This window comes from Pontibacter diazotrophicus (genome assembly GCF_003367245.1).
Taxonomy (GTDB): Bacteria; Bacteroidota; Bacteroidia; order Cytophagales; family Hymenobacteraceae; genus Pontibacter; species Pontibacter diazotrophicus.
The window spans coordinates 1-17,124 of sequence record NZ_QRGR01000017.1 but is presented as its reverse complement, the minus strand read 5'-3'; the positions used below and the strand labels follow the sequence as shown (position 1 = coordinate 17,124).

Annotated in this window: 15 protein-coding genes; 7 read left to right on the top strand and 8 right to left on the bottom strand. The window is 48.3% G+C overall.

Features of this window, described 5'->3' with window-relative positions:
• Positions 1 to 180: 180 nt before the first annotated feature.
• From DXT99_RS15465 to DXT99_RS15455, 3 genes are read right to left on the bottom strand one after another with little or no spacing between them, the layout of a single operon-like run.
• A complete protein-coding gene (locus DXT99_RS15465; protein WP_115566483.1) occupies positions 181 to 2,400 on the bottom strand; it encodes a xanthine dehydrogenase family protein molybdopterin-binding subunit in 2,220 nt (739 codons plus the stop codon).
• A complete protein-coding gene (locus DXT99_RS15460; RefSeq protein ID WP_115566482.1) occupies positions 2,397 to 3,392 on the bottom strand; it encodes an FAD binding domain-containing protein in 996 nt (331 codons plus the stop codon). The genes DXT99_RS15465 and DXT99_RS15460 overlap by 4 nt, the downstream gene beginning before the upstream one ends.
• Complete coding sequence (locus DXT99_RS15455; RefSeq protein WP_115566481.1) at positions 3,389 to 3,916, bottom strand: (2Fe-2S)-binding protein; 528 nt, start codon at positions 3,914 to 3,916, stop codon at positions 3,389 to 3,391. The genes DXT99_RS15460 and DXT99_RS15455 overlap by 4 nt, the downstream gene beginning before the upstream one ends.
• A gap of 247 nt (positions 3,917 to 4,163) precedes the next feature.
• On the opposite strand from DXT99_RS15455, the gene DXT99_RS15450 reads away from it, so the two are divergent.
• The 4 genes from DXT99_RS15450 to DXT99_RS15435 all read left to right on the top strand — a co-directional run bounded on the left by DXT99_RS15450 (position 4,164) and on the right by DXT99_RS15435 (position 8,198).
• The gene (locus DXT99_RS15450; protein ID WP_115566480.1) at positions 4,164 to 5,588 is read left to right on the top strand and encodes a hypothetical protein; all 1,425 of its coding nucleotides are present in this window, start codon (positions 4,164 to 4,166) and stop codon (positions 5,586 to 5,588) included.
• Positions 5,589 to 5,679: 91 nt separating this feature from the next.
• The gene (locus DXT99_RS15445) at positions 5,680 to 6,135 is read left to right on the top strand and encodes a YbhB/YbcL family Raf kinase inhibitor-like protein (protein WP_115566479.1); all 456 of its coding nucleotides are present in this window, start codon (positions 5,680 to 5,682) and stop codon (positions 6,133 to 6,135) included.
• 247 nt (positions 6,136 to 6,382) lie between these two features.
• Positions 6,383 to 7,018 (top strand): protein-L-isoaspartate(D-aspartate) O-methyltransferase, encoded by a 636-nt coding sequence (locus DXT99_RS15440; RefSeq protein WP_115566478.1) that lies wholly within the window; start codon positions 6,383 to 6,385, stop codon positions 7,016 to 7,018.
• Positions 7,019 to 7,037: 19 nt separating this feature from the next.
• Positions 7,038 to 8,198 carry a hypothetical protein gene (locus DXT99_RS15435; protein WP_115566477.1) on the top strand — a complete coding sequence of 387 codons (1,161 nt, stop codon included), beginning with the start codon at positions 7,038 to 7,040 and terminating at the stop codon, positions 8,196 to 8,198.
• Between the two features lie 234 nt (positions 8,199 to 8,432).
• Here the strand turns inward: DXT99_RS15435 and DXT99_RS15430 are convergent, their stop codons facing one another.
• Complete coding sequence (locus tag DXT99_RS15430; RefSeq protein ID WP_115566476.1) at positions 8,433 to 8,696, bottom strand: hypothetical protein; 264 nt, start codon at positions 8,694 to 8,696, stop codon at positions 8,433 to 8,435.
• A 160-nt stretch (positions 8,697 to 8,856) separates the two neighbouring features.
• Between DXT99_RS15430 and DXT99_RS15425 the strand changes: the two genes are divergently transcribed.
• Positions 8,857 to 9,528, top strand: a complete 672-nt coding sequence (locus DXT99_RS15425; protein ID WP_246000760.1) for an HAD-IB family phosphatase — start codon at positions 8,857 to 8,859, stop codon at positions 9,526 to 9,528.
• Positions 9,529 to 9,739: 211 nt separating this feature from the next.
• Here the strand turns inward: DXT99_RS15425 and DXT99_RS15420 are convergent, their stop codons facing one another.
• The 3 genes from DXT99_RS15420 to DXT99_RS15410 form a co-directional block, all read right to left on the bottom strand.
• A complete protein-coding gene (locus DXT99_RS15420; protein ID WP_115566549.1) occupies positions 9,740 to 10,516 on the bottom strand; it encodes a TIGR02757 family protein in 777 nt (258 codons plus the stop codon).
• A 123-nt stretch (positions 10,517 to 10,639) separates the two neighbouring features.
• On the bottom strand, positions 10,640 to 11,359 hold the full coding sequence (locus tag DXT99_RS15415) for a pirin family protein (RefSeq protein WP_115566548.1): 720 nt from the start codon (positions 11,357 to 11,359) through the stop codon (positions 10,640 to 10,642).
• A 193-nt stretch (positions 11,360 to 11,552) separates the two neighbouring features.
• A complete protein-coding gene (locus DXT99_RS15410) occupies positions 11,553 to 12,341 on the bottom strand; it encodes an XRE family transcriptional regulator (protein WP_115566475.1) in 789 nt (262 codons plus the stop codon).
• Positions 12,342 to 12,933: 592 nt separating this feature from the next.
• Here DXT99_RS15410 and DXT99_RS15405 point away from each other — a divergent pair.
• Positions 12,934 to 14,289 (top strand): S8 family serine peptidase, encoded by a 1,356-nt coding sequence (locus DXT99_RS15405; RefSeq protein WP_246000758.1) that lies wholly within the window; start codon positions 12,934 to 12,936, stop codon positions 14,287 to 14,289.
• Positions 14,290 to 14,370: 81 nt separating this feature from the next.
• On the opposite strand, the gene recQ is transcribed toward DXT99_RS15405, so the two are convergent.
• Positions 14,371 to 16,512, bottom strand: a complete 2,142-nt coding sequence (recQ, locus tag DXT99_RS15400; protein ID WP_115566474.1) for a DNA helicase RecQ — start codon at positions 16,510 to 16,512, stop codon at positions 14,371 to 14,373.
• A 166-nt stretch (positions 16,513 to 16,678) separates the two neighbouring features.
• Between recQ and DXT99_RS15395 the strand changes: the two genes are divergently transcribed.
• Positions 16,679 to 17,014 (top strand): four-helix bundle copper-binding protein, encoded by a 336-nt coding sequence (locus DXT99_RS15395; protein ID WP_115566473.1) that lies wholly within the window; start codon positions 16,679 to 16,681, stop codon positions 17,012 to 17,014.
• The last annotated feature ends 110 nt before the right edge of the window (positions 17,015 to 17,124 follow it).

Below are 17,124 nucleotides of genomic sequence, written 5' to 3'. Positions count from 1 at the left end.
CACAGCCTGCACAGAAGGGAGTAGCCAAAGAGCAATAGTAACAGCTAAGATTGGTCATTTAGCGATGTAGCAGTACATCGTAAATAAGGCTATTCTACCTGTTTATGCCGCTGTTATGTCTTTCCTCAAATAACTTGCAGGTAAGAAGACATAACAGCGGCAATTTATCTAAGTTTTCATTTACAGCAGCTTATCCAGCGTTATCGGCAATTCCCGTACACGTTTTCCTGTGGCGTGAAAGACAGCATTGGCAATAGCCGGTGCTACACTCACGATGCCTATCTCACCCAGCCCTTTTGCCCCGAGCGGGTTTACTATTTCATCTTTTTCTTCCACGAAAATCACCTCCACCTCATGCACATCGGCATTAACCGGAATATGGTACTTGTCGAGGTCGTGGTTCATGAAGCGCCCCAGGTTGTTGTCCATCACCGTATCTTCTTCCATCGCTACACCGATACCCCATACCACACCTCCTAATATTTGGCTTTTGGCTGTTTTCGGGTTGATGATGCGGCCACCTGCAATCGCGCTCACCACACGGGTTACTCTGATGGTACCCAAATCTTCATCCACTTTCACTTCCACAAAGGTCGCGGAGTGGGCATAACGGGCATAGTCGCTTTGGCCGTCGGCAGGCTTGCTCGACACCTCTTCCTCAATAGCCTTACCCTGGTTGTGACTCATAGCCGCCGTGATCGAAACACCTTTAGAAGGCTCCTTTCTCAGGCTTATCTGCCCACCTTCAAAAACCACATCTTCTAAGCTTGCCTCCGCCAGGGGAGAACCTTCTACCTGTTGCGCTAACTCAAAGAGCCGTTCCCGTACCTTATCACAAGCAGATTTCACGGCAGTACCGACTGTAGATACTGTCTTCGAACCGCCTTCCAGGGGTGCGTCCGGCAGAGAGGAATCGCCGAGTTTGAACGTCACATCATCTAACTGAAGTCCAAGTGTTTCAGCGGCAATCTGCGTCATGACGGTATAGGTACCTGTTCCGATATCAGCGGTGGCACTGCTGACGGTTAGCTTACCGTCTGAAGTCAAAACGGCTTTGGCACTTGCCTGGGCCTGGTTCGCCTCCCAGGCACCGTGGGCCATTCCCCACCCTATCAGGTTATGCCCTTCGCGCATGGAACGTGGCGCTGGATTTCGTTTCTTCCAGCCGAATTTTTCAGCACCTTGTCTGTAACACTCCCGCAGCTCTTTACTCGAGAAAGGCTTGTCCTCGTTCTGGTCTTTCTCAGAATAATTCTTAAGCCGGAATTCTATGGGGTCCATCCCAAGTTTATGGGCGAGTTCATCCATGGAACATTCAAGAGCAAAAGTACCTGTAGTACCGCCTGGTGCGCGCATATCGAGGGGGGTGTACACATCAAGATCCACCAGTTTATGGCTTAGCTTTACATTTTCACATTTATAAAGCACACCTGCCCAGATGACCACGTCCTCGCTATAATCTTCAAACCTAGAAGTCTCTGCAAAAACATCCTGCTGCAGGGCTTCCAGCTTGCCTTCTTTTGATGCGCCTAAGGCAAACCGCTGCATTGTTTTAGGGCGATGGCCAAAGGAAAACATCTGCTGGCGCGTGAGGGTGACTCTAACAGAACGCTTTAGCTCCCGTGCCGCCAGCACTGCCAGGAACAGCTGATACTGCGGCCGCAGGCCGGAACCGAATGCCCCACCTACAAAAGGAGAGATCACCTGTACCTCTTCCGGCTGCATGCCGAAGGCGTGGGTGATGTACTGATGCGTATTCATGACCCCCTGGATCTTATCATAGACCGTCAGCTTACCATCGGCTTCATAAACCACTGTAGAAGCATGCATCTCCATGGGGTTGTGGTGCTGACTGGAATGGGTATACTCTTCTTCTATCTGTACTGGTGCATTGGCCAAGGCTTCGTCAGGCTGCCCCCATGGCTTAGGCGGCTCACCAGAGTTATATTCCTCCGGCACGTATGCTCTTTCTATGTTTGCCTCGAAGTCTGTATCGTGGGGCGAAGTTTCATATTCTACCTCTACAAGCGATGCCGCATATCTTGCCAGCTCAAATGTTTCGGCTACAGCAAGCGCGATAGGCTGCATGCTAAACTTCACCTCGTTGTCGTAAAGCGGGCGGAAGGGTGAGCCGGGAGGCGCATCCATATCCTTGTAGTTTTTATCAAACCAGACATAGCCCGGGCGGTTTTCGTGGGTAAAAACCTCCAGCACGCCCTCCACCTGAAGCGCTTTGCTGGTATCGATTTTTTTTATTTTTCCTTTGGCAATAGCGCTGTTCACAGCAAAGCCATAGGCCAGGTTCGGCACATTAAACTCACCTGCGTATTTTGCCTCGCCTGTTACTTTGTGGCGGCCGTCTACACGGTTCGTTGGTTTTCCTATTTCGTTTGTCTTCATAGTTTCGCCTCCATTTCTTTAGCCTGCAGTAGCGCACGCACAATAGCGCGCTTCGCCAACTCTATTTTAAAATCATTATGCCCGTATCCCTTCGCACCCTGTACATAGGCTTCAGCTACTTTCTGAAAGTTCTCTCTTGTAGCAGGTTTGCCCTTCAACAAGGCTTCGGCTTCAGGTATGCGCCAGGGTTTGTGCGCTACGCCTCCGAGTGCAACACGCGCTTCTTTCACAGTGTCGCCATCTAAATCAAGGGCAGCGGCAACCGATACAAGAGCAAAGGCATAGGAAGCGCGGTCACGCAGTTTCAGGTAGGTATAGTGGTCTGCAAAGCCCTTGGCAGGCAAGTCTATGGCAGTGATAATCTCGTCCGGCTTCAGGTTTGTATCTATGTGCGGCGTGTCGCCGGGCAGCCGATGGAATTCAGAAAACGGGATTACACGTTCACCAGCTTTACCGGTCACACGCACGTTTGCTTCGAGAGCGGCCAGTGCCACCGCCATATCCGAAGGATGTGTAGCGATGCAGTGTTCACTGGTGCCTAAAATGGCCAGATCGCGGTTATACCCATTGATAGCCGAACAGCCCGATCCGGGCTCCCGCTTGTTGCAGGGCGTGTCGGTGTCGTAGAAATAGTAGCAGCGGGTACGTTGCATCAGGTTGCCGCCATCCGTTGCCATGTTGCGTAACTGGGCGGTAGCGCCGGCCAGTATAGCATGCGACAACAGCGGATAGCGTTTTTCTACCTGCTCGTGATAGGCCGTGTCTGCATTGGTAACCAATGCGCCGAGGCGCAGGCCTCCCTCCGCTGTCTCTTCGATAGTGTCCAAGGCAAGGCGCGTGATATCCACTAAATGGCTTGGGCGCTCTACCTGTATCTTCATCAGGTCGAGCAGGTTCGTGCCTCCGGCAATGAACTTCGACTCTTTTTCTGCCGAAACTTCGTCTACTGCGTTGGCTACATCGTTTGCTCTGGTATAGGTAAAGCTTCTCATCTTTGCTGGCTCCTTTCTAATGCTTCCTGCACTACTTTCACAATATTGGTATAAGCTCCGCAACGGCAGACATTGCCACTCATTAGGTCCCGGATGTCGTCCAAAGTCTTGGCTTTGCCTTCGTTTATCAAACCGATAGTAGAGCAAATTTGCCCTGGTGTGCAGTATCCGCACTGGAAGGCATCGTGATCAATAAAAGCCTGTTGCACCGGGTGTAATTCTCCGTCTTTGGCCAGGCCTTCAATGGTCGTAATCTTGGTGCCATCTTTCATCACCGCTAAGGTCAGGCAGGAATTAATGCGTTTCCCGTCTACCAGCACCGTGCAGGCACCGCACTGGCCGTGGTCGCAGCCTTTCTTTGTTCCGGTCAGGTTCAGGTGGTCGCGCAGCAGGTCGAGCAGCGAGGTCCATGGTTCAACTTCCAGTTGCTTTGCCTCTCCATTAATGTGAAGCGTAACGGTTTCTTTAGGAGGAGATGAGAGAGAGGCTGTCTCAGTATTTTCGTGTTCTGGTTTGTTTTTCATAAGCAGTAAGAAGAGAAGACGTGTAAAATATTATATCGAGTTTCGTATCTACCTGATCTATGACGGCAGGATGAATGCTACCTAATGTACGCCCTCACCTGCCGGATGTTCCTGTAAAACACGTTCTTCAGCAAGATGCTTTCGTTCCTGAGTTTGGCAAGCGAACCGTAGACTATATTACCAGTATATGCTATTAGCAAACTGATAAGACTATAAAACCCCTGATAGATAATTTAAACGGTTATAAATGATATCATCTCTATTTCACAACTTCCGTCACCGTACCCCCTGGTTTGTCGCTAACTTTGATTCGTGTTCTGCTATGGCAAAGGCTTTGGGAAATTGTCTGCACGGGCAGGGCTTTATGGGAGTGGGTGAAGTCCCTAACAGCGACTTACTGGCACAGGTGGTTAATGCCCTGCCATGGAAGTTGCAAAAGACTACTTACATTAAGGGGAGCTCGCACGAAGCCGTTGATCCCGGCAAACTAAAAGAAGTACAGAGCGAGGAGTTTTCAAAGTGGGCTACAAATCTTTATCCCAGCCGCAAATACTCCACTATTCTCATAGGTTCTTCCAGCGGCGCTGCCGTGCATTTGGGTGCAGCCATGGGAGCCCCCTGGCTACCTCAAACCTTTTTAATTCCCGTAAAAACACCCGAGCACTTCTCTGTAGATACCCCTGTACAACGCATGGAATGGGCCCGGGAGCCAGCACATCAACTGCTGGCCAGCAATCCTGATCTGCAACTCCACCACATGATGGACCCAAACCAGGACAGGCCCATGCTGGATGCCATCTCCTATTTCAGGGTTAAGCGCCTGCAATTAGGAGAAGCATATAAACAGTTTATCTCGGAGAATTTGGAAGAGAACGGGACACTTCTTCTGGTGGAATGTCAGAAGAGCTGGCCGGGCAAAAAGGTAGACGAACGGCATTTCTTTCAGTTCGGAGGATTGGGGGGCATTACGCCCGAGGGATATTTGCATGGAAGTGAAGAAGTTAAGAACTTCCTGAAACAGAATAAGTCGCCTGTAGAAAAGTGGGATGCGCCAGACCCTGACGGAGATATTCCTGAAGCTGAATGGGGCTTTGAAGCGGCACTCCGGGATGATGTATACAGGTTTGCCCGCGAGAATGGCTTTCAGGTGCAGCGTATTGTCTACCAGGAACCGGAAGACCTGAGTCCGTTCGTGGCTGATTTATACCGCTGGTGGTATCGGCAGCGTAATATAAAACCGAACACCCTGATCGCCGACATGTTCTTTTTGATGGAGCCTTACTGGACAATACGAACAGGCTCTGTGCCTTTTTGGCTCGCTTTTAACGCGAAGCCCTCTACTGATTTCTTAAACCAGTACCTGCAGCACGCCGATTCCTATGACAACATCTACATACTTCCCTTTTCGCATGGGGTGAAAGGCGTTGGCCTGGCTACTAAAGAGGATTTAGAAACTGTGCTGGCGCATGCAAAGAAGAAAGGAGACTTTCTGGGATCGGATCCTGATCTGTACCCTTACGATTTTGGCACTTACGCCAAGTACCAGAAGGAAATACAGGAGAAAATAACATCACGCTACCCTCTGGATGTTGCGCTTACACTGCCCCAACTACATGATTTTTCATCATTTGCGAAAGGTAGGCATACGGTAACGATTCAGAAAGAGCCATAGCTGCCCAACACTATTGTGCGTTCGGCACAAACTATTCTTTATCAACATTTTGCAGTTTACTCCGTTTTTAAAAAATAAAAACCTAACAGCTATGGCACAAACAGCAACAATGAAAGTAACCAGTTTCGCATTTGACAACAATGCTCCTATTCCGGCACTCTATACCTGTGACGACAAAAACATCAACCCACCACTGAGGATTGATGATATACCGGAAAGTACAAAATGCTTTGCGATTCTCTTAGAAGACCCGGATGCGCCTAACGGCAATTTTACGCACTGGATGGTATGGGACATGCCTCCAAGAGCGAACATAGAAGAGAATAGCACACCGGATGGCGTGACAGGTCGGAACGACTTTGGGGAGCATAATTACATGGGCCCCTGCCCCCCTTCCGGAGAAGACCACAGGTATTTTTTTAAGGTATACGCCCTGGATTCCAAAGCGAATCTTGACCCTAACAGCACGAAAGAGGCACTGTACGTATTGCTGGATGAAAAAACGATTGGCTATGGAGAACTGATAGGCACCTACAAAAAGCCCTGAGTCTAAATTGGCTGCGGCTGCTTCTCCCATACATCATCCTGCTAAACAAAAGTCTGCAACCATACCGGCTGCAGACTTTTTGCTTTTACTGGATTACGCACATCCACCTGAAAAACACCAGATTACGGATAAATACGTATTTACCGCTCAATTTTATGGTATAGTGGAAAGCAAACGCAGGATATGGCTATAGATCTGAAACCAAACTGTTTCCGCCCGGTAAAAAAGAGAAACAAACCATGAAGTTATGAGAACGACGAAAGAAGAAATGATTGACAGACAGCTTGAAGGAAGGGATATTATGGACCCCGACGTAATCAGAGCAATGAGGGAAGTGGACCGTTCCATATTTGTGCCGGATGATATAAAAGAACTTACCTATGAAGACCGGGCTTTGCCCATTGGCAAAGAGCAAACCATCAGTCAGCCTTATATTGTAGCCTATATGGCACAGATGCTGGGCCTGAAACCCGATGATGTTGTACTGGAGGTAGGAACAGGGTGCGGCTACAATGCAGCTGTTTTGTCCCGTATCGCTGCACATGTTTACAGCGTGGAAGTAATAGAATGGCTGGCCGATCTGGCTAAAGAAAACCTGGAAGAAGCAGGTATCGAAAATGTAACTTCCCGCCATGGAGACGGTTTCAGAGGTTGGCCCGAAAAAGCCCCTTTTGATGCCATTATCCTTACGGCCGCCCCTCCTGCAATACCTGAACCTCTGAAACTGCAGCTTAAAATTGGTGGAAAACTATTAGCACCTGTCGGGAAAGGCATTCAAAAGCTGGTGCTGCTGGAAAGAACAAGTGACGACTTATTTGATGAAAAGCACCTCATACCTGTGCAATTTGTACCGATGACCGGAGAGGCTCAAGAGAGATTCTAGATGCTAACCTGTAGCTGATATGATGGCAATCGGAAAAAGCGAAAGCCTCGGGAAAGCCCGGGGATTAATGGATGATTTTGTCCGCAGAACGGGCCTGGAAGGTAACAAAGGGGATTTAGCGCAACGCTATCTCTGGACTGATGCTTTTGCTGTGCAAACCCTTTTTGGGCTGGCACATGCCCTTGAAGATGATGCGTATAGCAAATACGCTGTGAAGCTGGTCGACGTGGTGCACGAAAACCTGGGAAGGTACCGCCCGGATGATGTGCGGAAAGGCTGGATAAGCGGTTTGCCTGAAGCCGAAGGTTGGAAACACCCCACAGCAGGCGGTTTGCGCATCGGCAAAAGGCTGCCGGAGCGGAAAGCAGATGAGCCCTTCGATGAACAACTGGAGTGGGAGCGTGACGGGCAGTATTTCCATTACATCACGCGCTGGGTAAATGCGCTCCTGCAGGTGCAGCAGGAAACCGGCGAACAACGTTATGCCGACTGGGCTGCTGAACTGACGCAGGCAGGCGGCAGGTTTATAGACAAGAGCGGTAGCCGGCTCAGGATGTACTGGAAAATGAGCATAGACCTCTCCAGACCCCTTGTTCCTAGCATGGGAGCACACGACCCGCTGGAGGGGTTGATTTGCGCTGAAAGTGCCCTTGAAACCGCTCCACATAAAGCGCCGGAACTGAAGCCCCTGATAAGCGATTTTGAGGAGATCTGCTCCGGTCAGGACTGGTCTACCGCCGATGCCCTCGGCATTGGCGGACTGCTGCTCAATACGCTTCGGGCCTCAGAACTGAGTACAACAAAAAACACAATGCCTGAGGCAATCAGACCGGAAAAGCTTTGGGCAGACAGCTTCAACGGGTTAAAAGTATATGCGCGGATGCACAAAGCAGAAGGTCCTGCAAGCCAACGGTTGGCTTTCAGGGAGTGCGGCTTGTCTCTTGGCCTGCGCGCCCTGTCCGGACTGAAAGAGCAGTTAGCTGCCTTAGGGTTAAACCTGGAAGAGCTGGAAAAATTTATACCACTGGCAGAATCCATAGAAGGCTTCTGGAGTAAACCTGAAAATCAGCGTGCCGCCACCTGGACAGAACACCTGGATATCAACGCCGTCACACTCGCCGCCAGCATGGTTGCCAATCACTACCCTTTTGCTTTTTGCGCTATTCAGAAAACAAGATAACCCGCATACAGGAGAAGGTTACCATCTCCTGTATGCGGGTTACGCATTATGTATTTGTAAGGATGTTTGTGAAAGCACGTCCAACTTCAGGCGCAAAGCCCGAGTTTACTATACATGCGCCCCACTAAGACACTGTTAACAGGAGAACACAATTTCTATTTACTGCAACTGACAGCGGAGCGGCAGTACTTGCTTCTCCTTGCCAGTGCGGGCTACAGCGCACATAAAATCCGACTACATGTCAGTGTCCATAAAATCCTGCACATCGATATCATCTATATAAGGATCTAAAACAGCAACAGCGTTAGCCGTTTTTTTAAAAGTACTGATAACCTGTGCTTCCTTCCCTGCCCAAAGCTCAACAAATAAACCGTTCAACGAATAGAGGGTCACCTGCCACTCCTTGTATGTGCGCTGGGCTAGAATGGTACCATCTTTCGCTAAAGATTCTGCCTGGCTCCTGAACGGAAGCCTTTCAAACATAGAATATTCCAACATACTAAATCTTTATAGTCAGCTATACTTAAGTGCTTCAGCACGTAAATAGTTTCATTTGCACCGGTTCAGATAAAGAAGAAAGCAATCTTAGTATATATGCATATAGTCCTCAAATCCGCTAAATAATTACACAAAGTACGAACAAAACAGTGAAAAAAGCGTGATAGATATAGCCTCGGGCATAATCAGGATAAATAACGAAATGGAGCGTAGCGAAGGAGAAATAAAAGTTGCAGTTTTTGATCTGAATGGCACTTTTTATAATAAAAGTTCTAAAGATGAATTTTATAAATTCATTCTCACCAAAAGCCCACAGAGGCTTCACTACTACTTTCAAATGCTTTATTATAAAGCGTTAAAAGAACTTCATCAGATCAGAAAGACAGAATTCAAAGAGAATTTCTTCAATTACCTGGATAACCTTTCGCCGGAGCAGGTAGAGGCATATGCAAAGGAATTCTGGGAAGAAGAGTATCCTGTGAATTTCAATAAAGAACTGAAAAGCCGTTTCGACCAGTTAAAAAAAGAGGGCGTGCATATATACTGTGCTACAGGAGGCCTCGAACTATATGTGAAACCCTTGTTTGAGAAATATGCTATCGACGGCTTTGCCGGAACAAGAGTACACTATGAAAACAGCACCTATAAAGTTATAGGCGAAGCATGCAAAGATGATGAAAAAATAAAACGGCTGGATGCTCACTTTAAAGGAAAGCCCTATAGGGTTGTTGAAGCGTACTCCGATAGCAAGGAACCTATACTGGACAAAGCTGATAAGGCATACCTGATCAAGGATGATAAAATTGTTCCTTATACCGGCCAGCAGACTTAAACTGGACTTGCTACATTTGGCTATAGGCTTTTAGTAGGCAGTTTTTTTAAAATTTTGCTATTATGGATACCAGTGTATTTGACGCCTCCTTCAAGCGGATAGCCATCTACCTCTCCTATTGTAGGTGAATCAGTAAAAGAGGTAGTTGATGTGCTGATCATAGACCCTGGCCGACGAAGCAAATAGTACCAATAGGAAGTTTTGTGGCAGGCTAAAACTTCTCCTCTATCCCCAGCCCAAAGAGCGCAAAATCATACTTTACAGGATCAGTCGGATCGAAGGCCTTCAGATGTTCGGTTAACTCAGCGGCAGTTTCCCAGTCCATGCCTTTTCGCGTGATGAGACCGAGGCGGCGGGCCACCCGCTCCACATGCACATCACAAGGGCAGATCAGGTCACTCATTTGCATGGTGTCCCACAAGCCAAAGTCCACGCCTGCATTATCTCTCCGCACCATCCAGCGCAGGTACATGTTCAGGCGCTTACAGGCAGACTTACGGGCTGGGGTAGCAATATGCTTTTTTGTTCGCTGTGGCGCATCCTCTAAACTGAACACCAGGTTATGAAAATGCTCCAGCCTCTCCTTCTGGGTTACATACACATTCTGTTCACCCGTAAAGGCAGTCTCCAGGGTATCGTGCTGCTGGTAGTACTGCTGAAAGAAATAGACCAGGTACAGCAGGTCCGTATCGTTAAAGGTACGGTGCTTGAAATCCAGCAAGCGCTGCAGGTCCTGGTCCTGGTGGTGCAGGATAAAATCATGTGGTGCGTTGTCCATAAAATCCATCAGTTTCAGGCAATTGTTGATGATGGTTTTGCGCTGCCCCCACGCGAGTATGGCTGCAAAGAAACCGCTGATTTCAATATCCTGTTTCTTAGTGAAGCGGTGCGGAATGGAAACAGGGTCATTTGGAATAAAATCAGGCTGGTTATATTTCTCAACCCGATCGTCAAGCAGGTCTTTGATAGATGGCAAGTCTTTGTACATCATAAAAAAATAGCAGCATGTTTGCACAGGCTGCTATGGAATAAAGTTGTTTTGACAAATATAGGTACATAACTGAAAAGGATATCAGCTATACCGGTGCCGTTTTTACAGATAATGTTTCTACTAGTAATTCGCCTCGGCAGCGGGCACATCAATAAGTAAAAAGGTGGCATCGCCTGTACCGTGCAAGCTTACCACATCTAAAAACTCCAGCCGCGCCTGATCATACTTGCCTACCTCCATGTTGTTGATAAGCAAACTTCCTTCTATGACATAAACAAGCGTTTTCCTTATTTTAAAGGTCTTAAAGTCATAGTTCTCACCCTGCCCCAGATTACCGTAGTATACAGTTGAATTAGAGTTCATGTAAGTAACATTCTCTAATACTTTCTGGCCTGTTACCAAAGGCTTCAGCGTGTTTTTGGTATCAAGAAAATCGAGGGTCATGCTTTCATAAGAAGGAGCTAAACCGCGCTTGTTTGGCAGGAACCACAGTTGGAAGACATGAAGCGGGTTGTCTGTTTCATTTGTCTCCGTCAAGTTGATACCTTTACCGGCCGTTATGCGTTGCACATTTCCCGCTTTCACGGTTACCTCATGCCCCAGGTCATCTTTATGCGTCAGTTCGCCGTCCAGCACAATATGAACAATTTCCATTTCCGCATGCGGATGTGAAGGGAATCCTGAATGGGGCTGTATGATATCTTCGTTAAACACGCGCAAAGGCCCGAATTCAACATTGCTTGGGTCGTAATAATCGGCAAATGAGAGATGGTAGTGTGACTTTAACCAGTCTCCTACTTCGGCATTGTGGCGCTTGTCGGCGGTTATCAGTGTGATCATAGTTTTGTATCTGAGTAATACGTTGTATTTAAAATAAGCGCTATTCGCTTTAGGCTCTGCTATGGCTTTACGCATATTGTTATTTCTTGTTAGCAAATAGGCTAACAGAGCAGCAACAGGCATAAAAAAAGCCTGATACTGCACATAAATGCAGTATCAGGCGAAAGAGCTTGTCTAATTAACTTTAGAGGCTTTAATCTACCTTCTTAAGCTTTTGCACTTCTTTCTGAAGGTCGAGCACGATAGATGAAAGCTTGTCCAACGAGAGGTCAGCTATAGGGAAAGTAGAGCTGATGTAGGATTTCGCTTCCCAAATCTCCACCACATCCTCCACATGCACCTCGTAGGGCGAGTATACGGGGTTGTCGGAGTGCAGGTGAAGCACAGCCGTGTCTTTGATTTTATTGAACACCCGCTTGAAAACAACTCCTTCTTTCTGACTTACAATAATACATGGTGTACCATCCTTTATCTGATTCCAATCTTCTACGTAGCGCCCAACAATGACGGTGCCTGAGGCAATCGGCAGCATAGAATCGCCGCTTATTTCAAAAGCGCGGAAGGTGCCTGTATTGCCGAGCATCGGTAAACGGAAGCGAGGCAGTTCTTCTATAAACTCAGCATCAGCATACCCATTCAGGTAACCGGCACTAGCCTTATAAGGCACCAACTCTATGTTTTCTTTTTCCTCGTTGTTTACGGTGATGGCCAACACACGCATACTGCCGCCAGAAGTTTTGCCCTGGCCGTCAGCAGCCCCTGCTCTGGTTCCTTCTTTCGTTAAGTCTGCCCTTATCAATTCGTCAAGTGAAACATCGAAAAGCTTCGCAACATTTACCAGTGTGCTCAGTTTCGGTTCCGCTCTACCCTCCTCGTAAGCACCCACCAAAGAGCGCTTTATATCTAATTTCTCTGCCAACTGCGCCTGGGTATATCCAGCGCCTTTGCGCAAATGCCTGATGTTTGAAGTTACCAGTTGCATAATAGCCTAAGCTTTAGTTCATAAACTTTGTGGCTACTTCACCACACATCCGTAAAAATACTAAACGCATAGCAATAATACTAATCATTTTAGCAGTTTTTGCTAAAAATATTCAATTTGCACTTCCCCTTGCTAACTCCTAAACCAATCAATCTCCAGACCTCACGAAAATAGTTTTAAAAGTGCAATTTTATATTGTAACCTCACCAGCTATATATTAGGTTTAAAGCTTTTAAATCAACTACATTTACAATATTAAAGAACGCTACTATTTGAGATATGCAATAAGTCTATAAAATAAACTTTTCCTAATATACCACATTTAAATCCTATCGTTAGCGGTGTTTTTCTTCTATTCAAAGAAGCATCACTTCTATAGCAGGAGTGGTATGTCCATAAGTTTTTGAAAAAAGACAATTGAATTCATCGCAAAAGCAGGAGAAAAGCAATTTAGAGCACGATGCCCTGCCTTGTTAAGGATAGCTATCTGGATTTTAGCACACAGCCTGAATACACACCCCTTATACTATTGAATGCTATGTTATTAACATGCGCCCTTAGAAAATCTCTGTCCTGTTTTGCTCTGGCAGCTGTGCTGGGCCTCAGTACTGGCTGCCAGAAAGAGGAGCTCCTGGAAAATCAGTTTGCATCACCTGTCGCTATTGAAGGCCTTACCCATGGCCAGCCTATCGAAGGGCAATATATTATCGTGTTTAAAAACAATGATACTGTTGTTTCTGAAGGCAAGGCAGGAGAGCTTTCTGCTGTGCGTACCTCAGCGCTTAAGATACGCCAAAAGTTATACGATGCCTCCGGGATTGAGCCGGCCGATGTAAGCCAAGTGTATGAGGGGGTTATAAAAGGTTTTGCAGCCCGCCTCACAGAAGAGCAGCTGGCAGCAATCCGCAAACGCCCGGAAATAGCCTATGTGGAACAGGACCGCTATGTATATCTTAGCAAAGCTTCTAAAGCTATTTTCACAAAGTTTGGCAATACGAAGGATAATGGCAATGGCAAGAACAAACCTGCTGCACCTGAGGAGCCAACTCCTACGCCAACTGAGCCTGCTCCGGCAGAACCAGAGCCTACCGAGCCTGCACCATCAGAACCAACTCCTGCTGAGCCTACAACTCCAAAAGAATCTGCTCCGGCAGCGCCAGCCTATACTACTATCACGCCTGTAGCGGGTGAGCAGGTTCCCTGGAACATTGAGCTTGTTGGCTACGGCGATGGCACCGGTAAAACTGTCTGGGTAATAGACTCAGGCATCGATACCGACCACCCGGACCTGAACGTAGACCTGAACAGAAGCCTATCTCTTATCTATCAGAACCCCTCGGTGGAGGATGGTTATGGCCACGGCACCTCTGTTGCCGGTATCATCGCAGCTAAGAACAATGGTTCCGGGATAATTGGGGTAGCAGCCAATGCTACTATTGTGGCCCTTCGCGTGTTTGATGATGCGGGCGCAGGCACACTGTCCAGGGCTATCAACGCCGTAAACCATGTGGGCAACAATGGGAAGCCGGGTGATGTGGTAAACTTAAGCTTGGGAAGCGGCATGTCTACAACCCTTGACAATGCAGTGAAAACAGCGGCAGCCAAAGGCATTCTGTTTGCCATAGCAGCCGGCAACAGTGCCGTGGATTGTTATGAGAGTTCTCCTGCCCGTGTAGATGCGCCAGGAGTCTATACAGTTTCTGCCATGGATAACTACCTACGTCTGTGGGAACGTTCCAACTACGGTGCCGCTGTTGACTTCGCGGCCCCTGGCGTGAACGTGACGGTCACTACAAAAGGCGGGGGTATTGGCGGTGGGGCCTTCGGTACTTCTATGGCTGCTCCTCATGTGGCGGGTGTGCTCCTGCTGAGGGGCACTGTTTTCTCACAAGGCACCATCACTGGCGATAAAGACAATACACCAGATCCTATTGCCTCGGTGAAGTAAGATATGTTTCATTCTAAACAGGAAAGGCTGCCAGTATTGAGCAGCCTTTCCTGTTTTTGCGGGTGTATAAAAAAATAGCTTTTATGCCCAACTGTTCTGTTTCTTGTAAATTGATACAGACAGCCGGATTTTATAATACTCATACTTTTCTCCGAGCGCCTCATACAAATCCTTTAGCTTCGCCTCTGTGCCGTGCTTGGCGATGGCGATGGCAATGGCACTGTATTCCGGCTTCGTCACATACTTAGACACATCCACATGATACCCCTGCTCATAAAGCGTGGCCAGATGAGAATAGATGGTCACCGGGTTGAGGTTGCGTTCCTTCGAAATTTGCTCTATTGTTTTCCCCTGCTGCAACAGTTCAAACGTGGCGAGGTGGGTGGCGCCTTTCATTTTCGTGCCCTTTGCCTGCTCCTCGTTTATGAAGTCGATTATCTCCGTGATAAAATTGTCTCCGAACCGGTCGTACTTTTGCGCCCCTACCCCAGAAATGGCTAGCATCGAAATTCTGTTGGTTGGTCTTTCCGCTGCCATCTCCTGCAGCGTATTATCGGTAAAGACAACATAAGGCGGAACACCCATTTCATCTGCCAGGCGCTTCCGGAGCGCACGCAGGCGTTCGAAAAGGGCATCTTTTATCAGCTCCCGCTTCGGACGCGGTTTGGCAGCAGCTTCCTCTGCCTGCTTCACCTCCTCGAATTTCACCAGCTTTACCTGCTTTCCGTCGAAGAGCACTTCACGGCTTTGCTCTGTCAGCTTCAGGGTATAGCCCTGGTCATAGGCCATTTCCACTAAACCACTATTCAGCATCTGGTGCAGGTAACGGTGCCAGTCCAGGGTGTTTACATCGCGGCCGGCGCCATATGTCTTAATTTTGTCGAAGCCGGATTGTATTACCTGGCTGTTACGGGCACCCCGGAGCACATCTACCAGCAGGCCCATGTTGGCGCGCTCCTGTGTGCGGGCAATGGCCGAGAGCGCTTTCTGCACCAGCTGCGTCCCATCAAACGTGGTAGGCGGGTTACGGCAGATATCGCAGTTGCCGCAGTCTTTCTGCATCGTCTCCCCGAAATACTGCAACAGGATACGGCGGCGGCAAGCGGCAGCTTCGGCAAACTGCTGCATACGCTCCAGCTTCACCAACTGCAGCTCTGTCTGCTTCTTATCGGTCTCGTTTTCCTGTAGCATGTTGCGCATGTTCATCACATCCGCGAAAGAGTAAAACAGCAGCGCATCCGCTTTGGCACCATCACGCCCTGCACGGCCAATCTCCTGGTAATACCCTTCTATGTTCTTGGGCAGGTTATAGTGAATCACCCACCGCACATTCGATTTGTCGATGCCCATACCAAACGCTACGGTGGCACATACAATCTGCACGTCATCTTTCAGGAAAGCCTCCTGTGCCTTCGCCCGCAGTGGTGCCGACAAACCGGCATGGTAAAACGTGGCGTTAAAGCCATTCTGCTTCAGCTTTTTTGCCATCGACTCCGTTCCCTTGCGGCTGAGACAATAGATGATGCCCGGTTGCTTGGGTCTGTTACTGATGAATTCTGTTATCTTATTAAAGCGATCCCGTCCCGGTTTCACCATCAGGTTAATGTTCGGCCTGTCGAAAGAGGCGACAAACACTTCCGGGTTTTGCAGGTACAGCTGCTCCTGAATGTCTTTCTGGGTGAGCCTGTCGGCTGTGGCTGTCAGAGCCACAACGGGAATATTAGGAAACTGCTGCTTCAGGGCTTTGAGTTGGGTATACTCCGGTCTGAAGTCATGGCCCCAGGAGGAGATACAGTGCGCCTCGTCTACGGCAAACAGCGATACTTTTACCCTGCTAAGGAATGACAGGAAGCCGGAAGAAAGGAGTTTTTCCGGGGACACATACAACAGCTTCAGCTTTCCTTCGAGGCAGTCGTTCTCAATCTGATACTGCTGCTCTGCGTTTTGGGAACTGTTGATATATGCCGCAGGAATGCCGTTTGCCAGCAGCGCCTCCACCTGGTCTTTCATCAGGGCTATCAGCGGCGATATAACCACACACAAGCCCGGCTGCACCACGGCAGGCACCTGGTAACAGACAGACTTACCTCCACCGGTAGGCATCAGCACGACTACGTCCTTTTTCTGCAGTAAGCCGTTGATAATCTGCTCCTGCATCGGCCGGAACTGCTCGTAGCCAAAATATAGTTTCAGGGCTTCCCTCGCCTCTCGTATCGTTACCATGTGTTTATCTCCTAAAGCCTTCCTTCAGCTTCCCTCTATATTACAAAGATAACCATAATTTTCTGCATCTGCAGGTTCAGCGGCTCAGCAGGAAGCGCCAAAACAACTATGCATTCCTGCACCCGTATCTTAGAGCAACAATTCACATAAAAATAAAACTATAGCTATGAAATCAGAAATAACGAACAACCTGGAGCACGTACTGGTAAAATGCATGACAGCTTGTGAAACCTGCGCCACTTTGTGCCTGCAGGAAGACAATGTAAAAATGATGGCCCGCTGCATCATGATAGACCGCGACTGTGCTGACATCTGTCTTTTAACTGCCCGCTTTGTGGCTCGTAATTCCGAACATGCCAAGCACGTGATGCGGGAGTGTGTAGAGATTTGCCGCCAGTGCGAAGCAGAATGTCGGAAACATGAGCATGACCACTGCCAGAAGTGCGCGGACGCCTGTAAAGAATGCGCGGATGCCTGTGAGGAGTGGATGCAAAAGAAGTAATTTCATTCTGGAGTTATATAAAAGAGGCGGGGCCAGCATACTATGCTGGCCCCCCCACTGTTTTTTTGGTTTTGTGTGGACAAAGTTTTTGAGGGGCAAAAAAAAAAAAA

What these genes read in the sequence shown, in the direction of transcription:
- DXT99_RS15450 (WP_115566480.1), top strand. Translation starts at nt 4,164, where the DNA reads ATGATATCATCTCTATTTCACAACTTCCGTCACCGTACCCCCTGGTTT.
- DXT99_RS15455 (WP_115566481.1), bottom strand. Translation starts at nt 3,916, where the DNA reads ATGAAAAACAAACCAGAACACGAAAATACTGAGACAGCCTCTCTCTCA.
- DXT99_RS15430 (WP_115566476.1), bottom strand. Translation starts at nt 8,696, where the DNA reads ATGTTGGAATATTCTATGTTTGAAAGGCTTCCGTTCAGGAGCCAGGCA.
- DXT99_RS15465 (WP_115566483.1), bottom strand. Translation starts at nt 2,400, where the DNA reads ATGAAGACAAACGAAATAGGAAAACCAACGAACCGTGTAGACGGCCGC.
- DXT99_RS15460 (WP_115566482.1), bottom strand. Translation starts at nt 3,392, where the DNA reads ATGAGAAGCTTTACCTATACCAGAGCAAACGATGTAGCCAACGCAGTA.
- DXT99_RS15435 (WP_115566477.1), top strand. Translation starts at nt 7,038, where the DNA reads ATGATGGCAATCGGAAAAAGCGAAAGCCTCGGGAAAGCCCGGGGATTA.
- recQ (WP_115566474.1), bottom strand. Translation starts at nt 16,512, where the DNA reads ATGGTAACGATACGAGAGGCGAGGGAAGCCCTGAAACTATATTTTGGC.
- DXT99_RS15395 (WP_115566473.1), top strand. Translation starts at nt 16,679, where the DNA reads ATGAAATCAGAAATAACGAACAACCTGGAGCACGTACTGGTAAAATGC.
- DXT99_RS15445 (WP_115566479.1), top strand. Translation starts at nt 5,680, where the DNA reads ATGGCACAAACAGCAACAATGAAAGTAACCAGTTTCGCATTTGACAAC.
- DXT99_RS15420 (WP_115566549.1), bottom strand. Translation starts at nt 10,516, where the DNA reads ATGTACAAAGACTTGCCATCTATCAAAGACCTGCTTGACGATCGGGTT.
- DXT99_RS15440 (WP_115566478.1), top strand. Translation starts at nt 6,383, where the DNA reads ATGAGAACGACGAAAGAAGAAATGATTGACAGACAGCTTGAAGGAAGG.
- DXT99_RS15415 (WP_115566548.1), bottom strand. Translation starts at nt 11,359, where the DNA reads ATGATCACACTGATAACCGCCGACAAGCGCCACAATGCCGAAGTAGGA.
- DXT99_RS15410 (WP_115566475.1), bottom strand. Translation starts at nt 12,341, where the DNA reads ATGCAACTGGTAACTTCAAACATCAGGCATTTGCGCAAAGGCGCTGGA.